This window comes from Stenotrophomonas sp. 8(2023), assembly GCF_030345295.1.
GTDB lineage: Bacteria > Pseudomonadota > Gammaproteobacteria > Xanthomonadales > Xanthomonadaceae > Stenotrophomonas > Stenotrophomonas muris.
This window is the reverse complement of sequence record NZ_CP128404.1, coordinates 955,968-970,464: the sequence shown is the minus strand read 5'-3', so window position 1 is coordinate 970,464 and position 14,497 is coordinate 955,968. Positions and strand designations below refer to the sequence as shown.

The 14,497-nt window shown below is 65.1% G+C and carries 11 protein-coding genes and 11 tRNA genes; 2 read left to right on the top strand and 20 right to left on the bottom strand.

Going from position 1 to position 14,497, the window contains the following annotated elements; genetic code table 11:
- Window position 1: 1 nt before the first annotated feature.
- Together rnhA and QP609_RS04440 are read right to left on the bottom strand one after the other, a co-directional pair.
- Entirely contained in the window at window positions 2-454 is a 453-nt protein-coding gene (rnhA, locus tag QP609_RS04445) for a ribonuclease HI (protein WP_014646157.1), read from the bottom strand.
- A 12-nt stretch (window positions 455-466) separates the two neighbouring features.
- Window positions 467-1,111, bottom strand: coding sequence for a methyltransferase domain-containing protein (locus QP609_RS04440; protein ID WP_041863105.1), 645 nt, complete (start codon window positions 1,109-1,111; stop codon window positions 467-469).
- An 11-nt stretch (window positions 1,112-1,122) separates the two neighbouring features.
- On the opposite strand from QP609_RS04440, the gene gloB reads away from it, so the two are divergent.
- Window positions 1,123-1,887 (top strand): hydroxyacylglutathione hydrolase, encoded by a 765-nt coding sequence (gene gloB, locus QP609_RS04435; RefSeq protein WP_014646155.1) that lies wholly within the window; start codon window positions 1,123-1,125, stop codon window positions 1,885-1,887.
- Complete coding sequence (locus tag QP609_RS04430; RefSeq protein ID WP_197621615.1) at window positions 1,884-3,086, top strand: lytic transglycosylase domain-containing protein; 1,203 nt, start codon at window positions 1,884-1,886, stop codon at window positions 3,084-3,086. Before gloB ends, QP609_RS04430 begins: the two co-directional genes overlap by 4 nt.
- Window positions 3,087-3,267: 181 nt before the next feature.
- On the opposite strand, the gene QP609_RS04425 is transcribed toward QP609_RS04430, so the two are convergent.
- The 18 genes from QP609_RS04425 to QP609_RS04340 form a co-directional block, all read right to left on the bottom strand.
- The gene (locus tag QP609_RS04425; protein ID WP_046429130.1) at window positions 3,268-5,223 is read right to left on the bottom strand and encodes a peptidyl-prolyl cis-trans isomerase; all 1,956 of its coding nucleotides are present in this window, start codon (window positions 5,221-5,223) and stop codon (window positions 3,268-3,270) included.
- 181 nt (window positions 5,224-5,404) lie between these two features.
- A tRNA-Asp gene (locus QP609_RS04420) sits at window positions 5,405-5,481 on the bottom strand.
- A 106-nt stretch (window positions 5,482-5,587) separates the two neighbouring features.
- A tRNA-Asp gene (locus tag QP609_RS04415) sits at window positions 5,588-5,664 on the bottom strand.
- A gap of 87 nt (window positions 5,665-5,751) precedes the next feature.
- Window positions 5,752-5,828 (bottom strand) — tRNA-Asp (locus QP609_RS04410).
- Between the two features lie 82 nt (window positions 5,829-5,910).
- Window positions 5,911-5,987, bottom strand: a tRNA-Asp gene (locus tag QP609_RS04405).
- Between the two features lie 26 nt (window positions 5,988-6,013).
- Window positions 6,014-6,088 (bottom strand) — tRNA-Val (locus QP609_RS04400).
- An 11-nt stretch (window positions 6,089-6,099) separates the two neighbouring features.
- The gene (locus tag QP609_RS04395; RefSeq protein ID WP_004146343.1) at window positions 6,100-6,372 is read right to left on the bottom strand and encodes an HU family DNA-binding protein; all 273 of its coding nucleotides are present in this window, start codon (window positions 6,370-6,372) and stop codon (window positions 6,100-6,102) included.
- 219 nt (window positions 6,373-6,591) lie between these two features.
- Complete coding sequence (lon, locus tag QP609_RS04390; RefSeq protein WP_014646100.1) at window positions 6,592-9,039, bottom strand: endopeptidase La; 2,448 nt, start codon at window positions 9,037-9,039, stop codon at window positions 6,592-6,594.
- 143 nt (window positions 9,040-9,182) lie between these two features.
- A complete protein-coding gene (clpX, locus tag QP609_RS04385) occupies window positions 9,183-10,472 on the bottom strand; it encodes an ATP-dependent Clp protease ATP-binding subunit ClpX (RefSeq protein WP_014646099.1) in 1,290 nt (429 codons plus the stop codon).
- Window positions 10,473-10,598: 126 nt separating this feature from the next.
- Window positions 10,599-11,225: an ATP-dependent Clp endopeptidase proteolytic subunit ClpP gene (gene clpP, locus QP609_RS04380; RefSeq protein WP_019659528.1), complete on the bottom strand. Its 627-nt coding sequence runs from the start codon at window positions 11,223-11,225 to the stop codon at window positions 10,599-10,601.
- Window positions 11,226-11,299: 74 nt separating this feature from the next.
- Complete coding sequence (tig, locus tag QP609_RS04375) at window positions 11,300-12,595, bottom strand: trigger factor (protein WP_014646097.1); 1,296 nt, start codon at window positions 12,593-12,595, stop codon at window positions 11,300-11,302.
- Window positions 12,596-12,784: 189 nt separating this feature from the next.
- A tRNA-Leu gene (locus tag QP609_RS04370) sits at window positions 12,785-12,869 on the bottom strand.
- A gap of 138 nt (window positions 12,870-13,007) precedes the next feature.
- The gene (locus QP609_RS04365) at window positions 13,008-13,376 is read right to left on the bottom strand and encodes a hypothetical protein (protein ID WP_014646096.1); all 369 of its coding nucleotides are present in this window, start codon (window positions 13,374-13,376) and stop codon (window positions 13,008-13,010) included.
- Window positions 13,377-13,596: 220 nt separating this feature from the next.
- A tRNA-Lys gene (locus tag QP609_RS04360) sits at window positions 13,597-13,672 on the bottom strand.
- 196 nt (window positions 13,673-13,868) lie between these two features.
- Window positions 13,869-13,944, bottom strand: a tRNA-Lys gene (locus QP609_RS04355).
- Window positions 13,945-14,023: 79 nt separating this feature from the next.
- A tRNA-His gene (locus QP609_RS04350) sits at window positions 14,024-14,100 on the bottom strand.
- Between the two features lie 174 nt (window positions 14,101-14,274).
- Window positions 14,275-14,351 (bottom strand) — tRNA-Arg (locus QP609_RS04345).
- 39 nt (window positions 14,352-14,390) lie between these two features.
- Window positions 14,391-14,467 (bottom strand) — tRNA-Pro (locus QP609_RS04340).
- Between the last annotated feature and the right edge of the window lie 30 nt (window positions 14,468-14,497).

Below are 14,497 nucleotides of genomic sequence, written 5' to 3'. Positions count from 1 at the left end.
CTCAGTTTACCGGGCTGGCGTCGCGGATCTGGATGGCCGCGTTGCGCGCCAGCGTATCCACCCGCTCGTTGTCCGGGTCACCGGAGTGGCCCTTTACCCAGCGCCAGTCGATCTGATGCCGCAGCGTCGCGGCATGCAGGCGCTCCCACAGCTCGCGGTTCTTCACCGGGTCGCCGCCGGCGGTCTTCCAGTTCTTGCGGATCCAGCCGGGCAGCCACTGCGTCAGGCCCTGCCGCACGTACTGCGAATCGGTATAGAGCACGATGTTGCAGGGCTCGGTGAGCGTCTCCAACCCGGAAATGGCCGCCATCAGCTCCATCCGGTTGTTGGTGGTGTGCGCTTCGCCGCCGCTCAGTTCACGCTCGTGGCCCTTGTAGCGCAGCAGCGCAGCCCAGCCGCCGGGGCCGGGATTGCCAAGGCAGGAACCGTCGGTGTGGATTTCGATGGTTTTCAATACAACTCCAGATCAGGTGGCAACGGTGCCGAGCCAACGCACCGGCAACGGTTTCGGCCCGGGCAGGGCCAGCGTGCGCTTTTCAGCATGGAACAGGCAGGCCGCGCGCAGCGGCGCCCAACCGCCCGTGCGGCGACTGCCTGCACCGCGCCAGAGCGGGCCGAGGTAACGCATATCGTCGCACTCCAGCCCGTGGCGGCCGAGCAGCAGGCGGATCCGCTGTGGCGTGCGCACCACCAGTCCGTGCTGGCGCCAATGCGTGCGGTAAGGGCTGAACGGGTTGAGGCTGCTCAGCCACAGGTGGCCGCCCGGCATCAGCACGCGCTCGCACTCGTCCAGCAGTCGCTCCGCATCGCCCGCGGTCACATGCTGCAGCACGACCGCGTTGACGCTCTCGCTGGCCAGCGGCAGCGGCAGCGCACAGCGGGTGTCGCCGGCATAGCCCTGGCCCTGCCGGAACAGCCGCAGCCCGCGCCCGCCCAGCTGCGCATCCTCCAGCCAGGCCGCACTCGGTGCGATCCACAGCCAGGGCTGCGTCGGCAGGACAGACAGCTGCGGCAGCAGCAACTGCCGCTCCAGCACGCGCAAGGAGCCCGCCGGTTCAGTGTCGAACCACGGGGCCTGGCTCGCTTGACGGGTGCTCTGCAGCGCGGGCATGGTCCAATTCTATGCGACTGACTGCCCTGCCCGCATTTGCGGACAACTACATCTGGACGTTGATCGACGACGCTGGCGCCGCCGTGGTCGTCGATCCCGGCGATGCCGCGCCGGTGCTTGCGCTGGCCGATCAGGGCCTGCGCGTGGACACGATCCTGCTCACCCATCACCACGATGACCACATCGGTGGCGTGCCCGCGTTGCAGGCACGTTTTCCCGGTGTACGGGTCATCGCGCCCGTCGAGGAGCGCATCCCTGCAGCGACCGAGCGGGTCGGCGAAGGTGAACGCGTTCAGGCACTGGGCCGGACGTTCCACGTACTATCCGTGCCCGGGCATACCCGCAGCCACATCGCGTTTCACACTGCTGAACATCTTTTCAGCGGAGATTCGTTGTTCAGCCTGGGCTGTGGACGCCTGTTCGAAGGTACGCCGTCCCAGCTGCTGGCATCGATGCGCAAGCTGGGTACCTTGCCCGCGCAACTGCTGCTTTGTTGCGCCCACGAGTACACCGTGTCAAATGCCGTCTTCGCGCGGCATGTCGACCCCGCCAACGCTGCCCTGTGGCAGCGCCAAGAGGAGGCTTTGGCCATGCGCCGCGATGACCGTTCCACCCTGCCGGTAACCCTGGCCAACGAATTCGACTGCAATCCGTTCCTGCGCGTGCACACGGCGCCGATCCGCGCGGCAGTGTCGGCGCACCTGGGCCGCGACGTCGTTGACGACGTCGACGTCATGGCCGGTCTCCGGCACTGGAAAGACGGCTTCCGCGCATGATGCGCCGAAGTCTGCCGCTGGCCCTGGGCCTGGTCCTGGGGCTGGCCGGAACCGCCGGTGCCCAGTCGCTGGGCGCGGGCATCGGCCAGAACCTGGCCGCCGCGGCGGCCCTGCCGCTGGATCCGGCCGCGTTGCCGGCCGCGTCGGTCCGCAATGGCCAGGAGATCTTCTCCAGCTTCCGCGACGGCCTGGCCGAGCCCACCTGCAATGCCGAGGCCACCAGCCCGCGCTGGCAGAAGCAGTTCGCCCACGCCCCGTCGCGCCTGGCCAACCAGGATGACGATGCGCTGGTGCTGTTCGGCTACGTGGTTGAAGAGCTGCGCAAGGCCAACCTGCCTACCGAATTCGCACTGATCCCGTTCGTGGAAAGCGGCTACCGGCCCAATGCCCGCAATGGCAGCGGCCCGACCGGCCTGTGGCAGTTCATCGCCACCACCGCGCGCAACCACCGCGTGCCCATGGCCAACGGCTACGACGGCCGCCTGTCGGCGGTCGATTCCACCCAGGCCGCAGTGCGCTACCTGAAGACCCTGCACGGCATGTTCGGCGGCGACTGGCGCCTGGCCACCATGGCCTACAACGCCGGTGAGTACCGCGTGTTGCAGTCCATGCGCAAGGCGGGCATGAACGCGCAGAACGCCAAGCCGTCGGCGCTGCCCGGCCTGTCGCCGGTCACCCATGCCTACGTCGAGAAGCTGCATGCCCTGGCCTGCGTGCTGGAAGACGTGGAAGACCAGCCGGGCGTGATGGCCTCGCTGGACCGCACCGTGCCGGTGCTGAAGGACCACACCCTGCCCGCCGGCACCAGCGTCCAGCAGTGGGCCGCACAGCGCGCCCTGGACCCGGCCAGGATCGCCCGCCTCAACCCCGCCCTTGCGGGCGGTGGCCGCGCCTCGTCGGGTACCACCCGCGTGCTGGCCCCTGTCTCGGCTGCCAATGCGACGGTGGCGGACACCGCATCCGCCCTGGTCGCCAGCGCTGCGCCGGTCGCCACCGCAGCACCGACGTCGCAGGTGGCCAAGACCGTCGCCGCGATCGCCGATCGTCCGCGCAGCCGCCGCCACACCGTGCGTGATGGCGAGTCGGCCTGGACCATCGCCCGCCGCTACGGCATGCCGGTCAAGGCCCTGTTGTCGCTGAACGGCCTGAGCGGCAGCAGCGTGCTGAAGCCGGGCGCCGTGCTGCGCGTCGAAGACTGACGCGTAGGCCAGGGCCCTCCTGTAGAGCCGAGCCCATGCTCGGCTTTTTTCTTGCCTGCGACTTGTCGGGGTTCATGACCAGCCGAGCACGGGCTCGGCTCTACAATTCGATTTCCAGCAGCGCCCGCACAAAAAAAGGCCCGGCAGTGCCGGGCCTTTCTCATGGATGCAGCCGCAAGGCTTACAGGTTCGCCTCGGTGGTCTGGATCACGAACTTCTTGCGCATCGCCTCGATGTAGGCCTTGGCCGCGGCCATGCCATCGATCTGGCTCAGCTGTTCCTTCAGCTGCTTCTGCTGCTCTGCAGTCACTTCCTTGATGTCGCCCGGATTGACCTTGTTCACCGCGAACAGCAGTGCGTGGCCATTGACGTCGACCTTGCCATAGCTCGGCTTGCCTTCGGCCGGCACCGGCGCACTGAAGATCGCGCGGTTGATTTCCGGGGTCGGCACCGGCTGGCTGCGCGGCAGGCCCGGCATCGGGCTCAGCTGCAGCTTCTCGCTGGCGGCCAGCGACTGCAGGGTGGCACCCGCCTTCAGCTTGGCCAGAATCGCATCGGCCGCCTTGTCGCTGGCCTGGCGCTGGCGGTCAGCGCGGATCGCGGCGATCACCTGGTCACGAGCCTTGTCCAGCGGCAGGGCCTGTTCCGGGGTGTGCGCAGCCACGCGGATGACCACGCTGTGGTTGGTCGCGCCCCCCAGGGCGATCGGGTCACTGGCGGTGCCGTCCTGCACCAGCACGTCGGAGAACGCCGCACGCAGCACGGCCGGGTCAGCGGCAATGCCACTGGCGGTCGCGCGGGTGATCGGGCCCAGCGTCTGCAGCGGCAGGTTCACTTCCTTGGCCGCAGCGGCCAGGTCGCTCGGGCTCTTGTTGATGGCATCGACCAGGCGACCGGCCAGCTCGTTGAAGCCGCGCTCACCGTCGGCCTTCAGCTGTTCGGCGGCCAGCGTGTCACGCACTTCCTCGAACGACTTGCCCTGGCCACCGCGCACAGCGGCCACCTTGATGATGTGGTAACCGAACTCGGTCTTCACCGGGCCGATCACGTCACCGGCCTTGGCCGCAAACAGCGCGTCCTCGAACGGCTTCACCATCGCACCGCGCTCGACCCAACCCAGGTCCCCGCCCTGGTCCTTGGAGCCCGGATCTTCCGAATTGGCCTTGGCCAGCGCGCCGAAATCGGCACCAGCGGCCTTGGCTTCGGCAGCGATCTTGCTCGCCTTGGCTTCTGCACCGTCACCGGTGATCAGGATGTGCGAGGCCTGGCGCTGCTCCGGCGAGGTGAACTTCGCCTTCTCGTCTTCATAGCGCTTGCGCAGGGTGGCTTCATCGGCCGCCGCCGGTGCCGGAAGGTTCGCGCCGTTGATCTCGACGTATTCCAGCGACACGCTCTCGGCCTGGCGGAAATCCTTGCCGTGGCTGTCGTACCACTGCTTGATCTGCTCATCGGTGACCGGCGCGGTATCGGCCGGTACGGGCGGCAACGCGGCCAGCTCGACGTCGCGGGTTTCGCCCAGCAGCTTCAACAGGCGCTCGGTCTCTGCCTGGGTGACGAAGCCGGAGCTCTGCAGGCCCGACGGAATCACCGACTGCTGCAGGCTCTCGCGCACCAGCTCCTGGAACTGGGTCGGCGTACGCGGCGGGTTGCCGCCGGCCAGGGCCAGGCGATAGTTGTTCTCGTTGAACTTGCCGTTCGAATCGAGGAATGCGGGCATGGTCGCGATGTACTCGCGCACCGCGCCGTCGCCGATCACCACGCCCGCCTGCTCACCGACCAGGCGCACGACCTGCTCGTCGATCAGCTGGTCGAGCACGGCCATCTTGTTCTCGGTGCTCTCGAACGCGCGCGGGTCGAAGTTGTCGCCCTGCTGCTGGCGCTCACGCATGCGCTCCTGCTCGAAACGCGTGCGGAAATCCTGCGAGCTGATCTCGTGGTGCTGCCACAGCATGCGCACCGGCCACCACGACGGCGCCGAACGCCACCAGGTCGGCGGCGCGGAAACCTTGGCCACGTTCTGTGCGCCAACGCCACCGAGGTAGCTGTTGTCGATCACGAACAGGAACGGAATCATCAGCAGCCCCAGGATCACAGTGACGATCCAGCCTGAGGTCTTGTCGCGGAGTTTCTGCAGCATGGTGAGGAATCACAAGGCCTTATTGGCGAGCCCGGCAGTGTAACCCGCTTCGCCGCAGGGACCAAAAGCAGCGCCAGCGCGGCCTGCGCCCACATCGGCAGGCATGCGCCATCCGCGTGTCGGCCATTTCCACCATGGCGCAAAGAAAAAGCCCCCGGCTTGCGCCGAGGGCTTTTGAAGTTGGCGGAGCGGACGGGACTCGAACCCGCGACCTCCGGCGTGACAGGCCAGCATTCTAACCAGCTGAACTACCGCTCCGCGCTTGAACTTTGCAGGCGCCCAGTATATCCGAAGACTGTCTGGAAACCCAGCCCGATGAACACTTTTTTCAAAGTTTTTTCACAGGGACTTAAGAATTCTGCAATGGCGGAGCGGACGGGACTCGAACCCGCGACCTCCGGCGTGACAGGCCAGCATTCTAACCAGCTGAACTACCGCTCCGTTCTTGCAAAAACCTTTTCGCCTTCCTTCCGAACCTGTCGGTGAGAAGACAAGGCCCCCAGCTTCAGGCCGGGGGCCTCGATGTAGTGGCGGAGCGGACGGGACTCGAACCCGCGACCTCCGGCGTGACAGGCCAGCATTCTAACCAGCTGAACTACCGCTCCGCGTTGTTACCTTTTTTGCTTTCAGCCGGCCTGGACCGGGAGAAAACAAAGCCTCCAGCTTTTGGCCGGAGGCCTCGTTGAATGGCGGAGCGGACGGGACTCGAACCCGCGACCTCCGGCGTGACAGGCCAGCATTCTAACCAGCTGAACTACCGCTCCACACTCAAACTTTTACCGCGGTGCTGTGGTGGGTGCTGAGGGTTTCGAACCCCCGACCCTCTCCGTGTAAAGGAGACGCTCTACCGCTGAGCTAAGCACCCCAGCGAGCCGCTTAGTTTACAGCATCCTTCAGGGCCTTACCAGCCTTGAACGACGGATTCTTCGAAGCAGCGATCTTGATGGTGTCGCCGGTCTTCGGGTTGCGGCCGGTGCGGGCAGCACGGTCGCGGACCTGGAAGGTACCGAAGCCAACCAGGGTGACCGCATCGCCGTCCTTCAGCGCCTTGGTGACGGCAGCAACGACGGCATCGACAGCGCGGCTGGACTCGGCCTTGGTCAGGTCTGCAGCTTCAGCAACGGCATCGATCAATTCGGTCTTGTTCATTCTCTACAACTCCTTTGGCGGTGGGTTCCGCTTATTCGACAGGGAAGCAACCGCACGCGCTCTGCATGCGGCCGCCATGTGGAAACGGTTCGCCGAATTCAGCGATCGCCAGACTGCGATCACTCATTCGCGAGTGCTGCTTTTATACCAGTGGCCCTACCCCCACGCAAGCTGGAAAGCCAGCAACGACGCGGGTTTCGGGCCATTGGACAGCGCGCGTCAATGCTTGACGCGCGCGTTTCCACTCGGTTTGGCCTTGCTGCGCACCGTGACACGTTGCGCACTCTTGCGCGCCTTCTTCGGTGCCAACGGACGCTCCAGCGCCAGGTCCAGGACTTCTTCGATGTACTTCACCGGCACGATCTCCAGATCGCGGGTGACGTTGGCCGGGATGTCGGCCAGGTCCTTGCGGTTCTCCTCGGGAATGATGACCGTGCGGATTCCGCCACGCAGTGCGGCCAGCAGCTTCTCCTTCAGTCCACCGATGGCCGTGACGCGACCACGCAGGGTGATCTCGCCGGTCATCGCCACGTCGGCACGCACCGGCACCTTGGTCAGCATCGATACCAGCGAGGTGACCATCGCCGCGCCGGCACTCGGGCCGTCCTTCGGCGTAGCGCCATCGGGCACATGCAGGTGCACGTCGTGCTTCTGCAGGAAGTCGCTGTCGATGCCGAAGCCGACGGCGCGCGAACGCACCACCGACAGCGCCGCTGAAGCCGATTCCTTCATCACGTTGCCGAGCTGGCCGGTCAGGATCAGCTGGCCCTTGCCCGGCACCAGCGTCGATTCGATCTGCAGCAGATCGCCACCCACCTCGGTCCAGGCCAGGCCGGTGACCAGGCCGATCTCGTTCTCTTCCTCGGCACGGCCGAAGTCGAAGCGACGCACGCCCAGGTACTTGTCCAGGTTCTTGCTGGACACGCTCACCAGCGCCTTCTTCTTCGCGCCCTTCTTCGCCTTCACCGGCTGCGGGCCGGCCAGCGCGATCTCCTTCACCACCTTGCGGCAGATCTTGGCGATCTCGCGTTCCAGGTTGCGCACGCCCGACTCGCGCGTGTAGTAGCGCACGATGTCCTGGATGGCGTCACTGCCGATCTCCAGCTCTTCGGGCTGCAGGCCGTTGGCCTTGACCTGCTTGGGCACCAGGTAACGGGTGGCGATGTTGAGCTTCTCATCCTCGGTGTAGCCGGGGATGCGGATCACTTCCATGCGGTCCAGCAGCGGGCCGGGAATGTTGAGCGAGTTCGAGGTGGCCACGAACATCACTTCAGACAGGTCCAGGTCCACTTCCAGGTAGTGGTCGTTGAACGCGTTGTTCTGCTCAGGGTCGAGCACTTCCAGCAACGCCGAGGACGGATCGCCGCGGAAATCCATCGACATCTTGTCGATCTCGTCGAGCACGAACAGCGGGTTCTTGCTGCCGACCTTGTTGAGGTTCTGCACGATGCGGCCCGGCATCGAACCGACGTAGGTGCGACGGTGGCCACGGATCTCGGCCTCGTCACGCACGCCGCCCAGCGACATGCGCACGAACTTGCGGTTGGTGGCCTTGGCGATCGACTGTCCCAGCGAGGTCTTGCCCACGCCCGGCGGCCCGACCAGGCACAGGATCGGGCCCTTCATCTGCTTCACGCGCGACTGCACCGCCAGGTATTCAAGGATGCGTTCCTTGACCTTCTCCAGCCCGTAGTGATCGGCATCGAGGGTGTCCTGCGCCACCTTCAGGTCCTTGCGAACCTTGCTGCGCTTCTTCCACGGCACGCCCAGCAACCACTCCAGGTAGTTGCGCACGACCGCCGCTTCGGCCGACATCGGCGACATCTGCTTGAGCTTGTTCAGCTCGTTGCGCGCCTTGGCCTCAACGGCCTTCGGCATGCCGGCCTCGGCGATCTTGCGCGCCAGCTCTTCCAGCTCGCCAGGCGCATCGTCCAGGTCACCCAGTTCCTTCTGGATGGCCTTCATCTGTTCGTTGAGGTAGTACTCGCGCTGGCTCTTCTCCATCTGCGACTTCACGCGGCCGCGGATGCGCTTCTCCATCTGCTGCACGTCGATCTCGCCGTCGACCAGGCCGACCAGCATCTCCAGGCGGTCACCGACGGCCAGCGTTTCCAGCAGGCGCTGCTTGTCGGCCAGGCGCACGCTGATGTGCGCGGCGATGGTGTCGGCCAGGCGCGCCGGCTCATCGATGCCCGACAGCGTCTGCAGCAGTTCCGGCGGCAGCTTGCGGTTGGTCTTCACGTACTGCTCGAACAGCGACATCAGCGAGCGGGCGATCGCCTCGACCTCGCGCGCTTCGCGCTCGTCGCTGGCGTCGATCTCCACGGCCTGGCCGTGCAGCGAGCCGTTGCGCTCGTCAACGTGGGTGACCTGCACGCGCGACAGGCCTTCGACCAGCACCTTGATGGTGCCGTCGGGCAGCTTCAGCAGCTGCAGCACCTGCGCCAGCGTACCGACCTGGTAGAGGTCGGCCGCATGCGGGTCGTCGGTTTCGGCCGACTTCTGCGCCAGCAGCAGGATGCGCTTGTCCGCCTCCATTGCCTGTTCGAGCGCGTGCATGGACTTGTCACGGCCGACGAACAGCGGAATGACCATGTGCGGGAACACCACTACGTCGCGCAGCGGCAGGACCGGCAGGTCGAGGGTTTCACTTGGGGAACGGGCCATGGGGGCTCCAGGGAAGGGGGAAAACCGCCTCCGGGAGGGCATCTTCCGGAGACAAAAAAAGCCGATGGCCCCGTTATGGGGCCATCGGCTTTCAGATGCAAGGCATTCCTTGAAAATCCTTTCCAATCAACAACCTGGAAGGATCACTCGGCGCCTGCGGCCTTCTGTTCAGGGACCGCCGGGGTCTGGTAGATCAGGTACGGCTCGGACTTGTGCTCGATCACCGATTCGTCCACCACCACCTTGCTGACGTTTTCCTGCGACGGCAGGTCGTACATGGTGTCCAGCAGGACCGATTCGACGATGGTGCGCAGGCCACGGGCACCGGTCTTGCGCTTGAGCGCCTTCCTGGCGATGGCCGACAACGCGTCCGGACGGAACTCCAGCTCGACGTTCTCCATCTCGAACAGCTTCTTGAACTGCTTGGTGATGGCGTTCTTCGGCTCGGTCAGGATCTTGATCAGGGCCGGCTCGTCCAGCTCCTCCAGGGTCGCCACCACCGGCAGGCGGCCGACGAACTCCGGAATCAGGCCGAACTTGATCAGGTCTTCCGGCTCGACTTCGGCCAGCACCTTGCCCACTTCCTGCTTGCGCTCGCTGCTCTTCACCTTGGCGCCGAAGCCGATGCTGCCGACGTCGGTGGAACGGGCCTGGATCACCTTGTCCAGCCCGGCGAACGCGCCGCCGCAGATGAACAGGATGTTCTTGGTGTCCACCTGCAGGAATTCCTGCTGCGGATGCTTGCGCCCGCCCTGCGGCGGAACGCTGGCCACGGTGCCTTCGATCAGCTTCAGCAGGGCCTGCTGCACGCCTTCGCCGGACACATCGCGGGTGATCGACGGGTTCTCGCTCTTGCGCGAGATCTTGTCGATTTCATCGATGTAGACGATGCCCTGCTGTGCCTTCTCGACGTCGTAGTCGCACTTCTGCAGCAGCTTCTGGATGATGTTCTCCACGTCCTCGCCCACGTAACCGGCTTCGGTCAGCGTGGTGGCGTCGGCCATGGTGAACGGCACGTTGAGCAGGCGGGCCAGGGTTTCGGCCAGCAGCGTCTTGCCCGAACCGGTCGGGCCGACCAGCAGGATGTTCGACTTCGCCAGTTCGACGTCGTCGTTCTTCTGCCGGCTCTCGATGCGCTTGTAGTGGTTGTACACGGCCACGGCCAGGGTGCGCTTGGCGCGGTTCTGGCCGATCACGTACTGGTCGAGGACCTCGAGGATCTCGCGCGGCTTGGGCAGCGAACTGCGCGCCGACTGCGCCTTTTCCTCAAGTTCCTCACGGATGATGTCGTTGCACAGCTCCACGCACTCATCGCAGATGAATACGCTCGGACCCGCAATCAGCTTGCGCACTTCATGCTGGCTCTTGCCGCAGAAAGAGCAGTAGAGGATCTTGCCGGTGTCCGTGGAACGACCTTGGCGGTCTTCGCTCATGCTTCGCTTACCCAGTTACCCCACCCGCTGAACGGGGGTTCGATTCGAGAATAGCACAGGGCCGAGGGGACACCAGTCCCGCCCGACCCTGCAGGAACGGGGCCTCCCTGGCCCCGTGAAGGCCGGTCAACCGGCCTGGATCGACTCATCCGGACGACGCTCCAGGACCTGGTCGACCAGACCGTAGGCCTGCGCCTCGAAGGCGCTCTTGAAGTTGTCGCGCTCGGTGTCGCGGGCGATCGTCTCCAGCGACTGGCCGGTGTGCTTGGCCAGGATCTCGTTCAGGCGCGAACGCAGGGTCAGGATCTCACGCGCGTGGATGTCGATGTCGGTGGCCTGGCCCTGGTAGCCGCCCAGCGGCTGGTGGATCATCACGCGCGAGTTCGGCAGCGCATAGCGCTTGCCGGCTTCGCCCGCGGCCAGCAGCAGGGCGCCCATCGAGGCGGCCTGGCCGATGCAGGTGGTGCTCACATTCGGCTTGATGTACTGCATGGTGTCGTAGATCGCCATGCCGGCGGTGACCACGCCACCCGGCGAGTTGATGTAGATGTTGATGTCCTTTTCCGGGTTCTCCGATTCCAGGAACAGCAACTGCGCCACCACCACGTTGGCCATGTGATCGTCGATCGGGCCCACGAGGAAGATCAGGCGCTCCTTCAACAGGCGCGAATAGATGTCGTAGGCACGCTCGCCGCGGCTGGTCTGCTCGACCACCATCGGAACCAGGTTCAGGGCTTTGGTTCGGTTGTCCATTACGTGAGGTACCTATCTTGGGGGGCAACAACCCCGCGCCGGCAAAGGCGCGGGGCATCCGGTGATCCGCCGGCTTACTGGCGGATCGCGTCCTGGAACGACAGCTTCTCTTCGGTGTGCTGGGCACGCTCGGCGATCCAGTCGATCACCTGCTCTTCCATCACACGGTTCTGCAGGCCAGACATCAGCTGGGGGTCGTTACGGTACATCTCAATGACCTGCTCCGGCTCTTCGTAGGTCGAGGCGATCAGACGCATCGTTTCGTTCAGGCGCTTGGCTTCCAGGCGCAGGTCGTTGATGCGGGCCACTTCACCGACCAGCAGGCCGACCAGCACGCGCTTGGCGGCGGCGTCCTTGAAGCCTTCGTGGGCATCGGCCGGGATCTCGCCGACGTTCTGGCCGTTGCGACGCAGCTGCTCGACCTGCTGGGCCAGCATGGCGCGGGCTTCGTTCTCGACCAGGCGCGGCGGCATTTCCACCGACGAGTAGGCCGCGATCAGCTGCTCGCCCACTTCGCGGCGCAGGCGGTTCATCAGCGCGCCCTTCAGCTCACGCTCCAGGTTGGCGCGGATGTCGCTGCGGAACTGCTCGACGTCGCCACCCTTCACGCCGAAGCTCTTGATGAAGGCTTCGTCGACCGCCGGCACGACCGGCTCGGACACGTCGGCAACCTTGACGGTGACCTGCACGGTCTTGCCGGCCAGCACCGGCACGCGCCAGTCAGCCGGGAACTCGACGTCCAGGGTCTTCTCTTCGCCCTTGGCCAGGCCGACCAGGCCCTTTTCGATGGTGTCGAACATCATGCCCTGGCCGAGCACGATCGAACCCTTCTCGGTGCCCTCGGCCGGCAGGCGCTCTTCGCCGGCCTGCGACCAGGTTTCCACCGCGACCAGGTCGCCGTCCTGCGCGCCACGGCTGACCGGGGCCCAGGTGCGACGCTGGTTCTGCAGGTTCTCGATCATCTGGTCGATGTCGGCGTCGGTGATCTCGGCGGTGTGGCGCACGACGGTCAGCTTGCTGACGTCGATGTCGCCGAAGTCCGGCACCACTTCCACGGTGGCCACGAAGGAGAACTCACCCTCGTCGCCCTTGTCGATGCGCGGGCTGCCGACGACGCGCAGGTCGTGCTCGCGCACGGCCGCGTCGAAGGTCTCGCGCAGCAGGCCGTCCAGCGCCTCGCCACGGACCTGCGCGCCGAAGCGCTGCTCGATCACCTTGGCCGGCACCTTGCCCGGACGGAACCCCTTGATGCGGGTGGTACGGGCGATTTCGCCCAGGCGGCCGGCGATGTGGCTCTGCAGACGCTCTTCCGGCAGCGAGAAGCTCAGGCGGCGTTCCAGGTTGCCGGTGGATTCGATCGAAGCTTGCATGTTGACTCCTGCCACCGGTGGCCCAGGCCCCCGGCTCGATGATTGGGATGAAACGGTTGTTAGGACACGACGTCTGGGACGCGCCTGCTTGCCGCAGCCCTTTAGTTTCGCCCAATTCGGCCTGCACTGCCAGCGCGTGCCGGTCAAGGGGGCGCCGATGGCCCGATCAGGGCGGGGACAGGCCGGCACTGGTGCGAAAGGGGGGACTCGAACCCCCACGCCTTGCGGCACTGGAACCTAAATCCAGGGCGTCTACCAATTCCGCCACTTTCGCGTGGCCGGCACAGGTGTTCATTGTCGCAGGCGGCGACTGGAATCGGAAGGCCTGCACAAAGCTGAATCCACTACGCTCCGCGCCATCGCTGCATCGCGGCCAGCCCGGCGGGTGCGCGACCGCCGGGCTGGCCGCAGCCTACTGCTGCGGTACCGTGCGGGCCGGCGCCGCGCCTGAGCCCGGGTCGACGGCCGCATCCACCTTCCGGACCTCCACGCCCCCATCGTCGGTGCGACGCAGGGCCACCGACGCCGGCGCAGCCCTGCGCACATCCACCGAACCGTCCGCATTGCGCTGTACGTCCACCGCGCCGGGCAGGACCTCCCCCTCCGCGGGCCGGGCCGGCCGCAACTGCATGGCGTCGTCGATCTGGCGCGCCGGAATGCGCTCTGCGCCCGCATCACGCTCGACAGCCTGCGCGGGATCATTGCCCGGCGTGCAGGCCGCCAGTGCCATCAACGCGAAGGGAACCCACACCGTGCCGTGCAATCGAGTGATCTCAGCCATCAACATCTTCCTTCCTGCATGCGCCATCGGCGCGGAAGATCTATTGGGTGCGATGCAGGACGCCATGCGGTGAGAAGCAGTGCACAGCATTGAAAGCACTGATGACGCGTATGCCCCTGATTTCAGCACTGCTTCAGTGGATCCACGCCATGCGTGGATGAAGCGCAACCCGGCGTGCGGGCAAGAAAAAAGCCACCTGGATGACCAAGTGGCTTTCGTCTGGTGGGCTGTCAAGGATTCGAACCTTGGACCTATTGATTAAGAGTCAACTGCTCTACCAACTGAGCTAACAGCCCGAAATCGGGGCGCGAATTATGACCCGATCCGCTCGGTGGGTGCAAGCACTTTCTTCAACATCGTTGAAACCAGCACTGCGATCCCGATGCGCTGCAGATCCACGCCAGGCGGGGCCCTGCAACGTGTGGCCCATTGAAACGAAAGGGTCACACCTATAAGAAAAAAGCCACCTGGCGTACCAGGTGGCTTCCGTCTTGGTGGGCCGTCAAGGATTCGAACCTTGGACCTATTGATTAAGAGTCAACTGCTCTACCAACTGAGCTAACGGCCCGTGAAACTCAGACGCACATTGTAGCGTGCTTTCTGTTTATTGCAATACCGTTTCGGCTGCGCCGATGCGGTTGAATCAGTGGGGTGGCTGAGGGGATTCGAACCCCCGACCACCGGAATCACAATCCGGTACTCTAACCAACTGAGCTACAGCCACCACTGAAACTTTCGCTCCACCGCCGATACCGCCAGCACTGGAACCTTGAAACCTTGCCTGGAGACTGTCACCGAAGTTCCGGTCCGCCGAAGCGAGTCCGATATTCTGGTGGAGTCTTTACGCTTTTGCAAGCACTTCTTCACATCCGCCGATGCGATCCCGCTGTCCCGCCAATGGCGCGCCCGACAGGAATCGAACCTGTAACCGCCGGCTTAGAAGGCCGGTGCTCTATCCAGTTGAGCTACGGGCGCCCGAACCGGAACGGTGTCCAATCCGACGTGACGTGGGATTGGTCGGGGTAGAGGGATTCGAACCCCCGACATCCTGCTCCCAAAGCAGGCGCGCTACCAGACTGCGCTATACCCCGGTCTTGCAATCCCCTCGGGTCAGGCCCGGG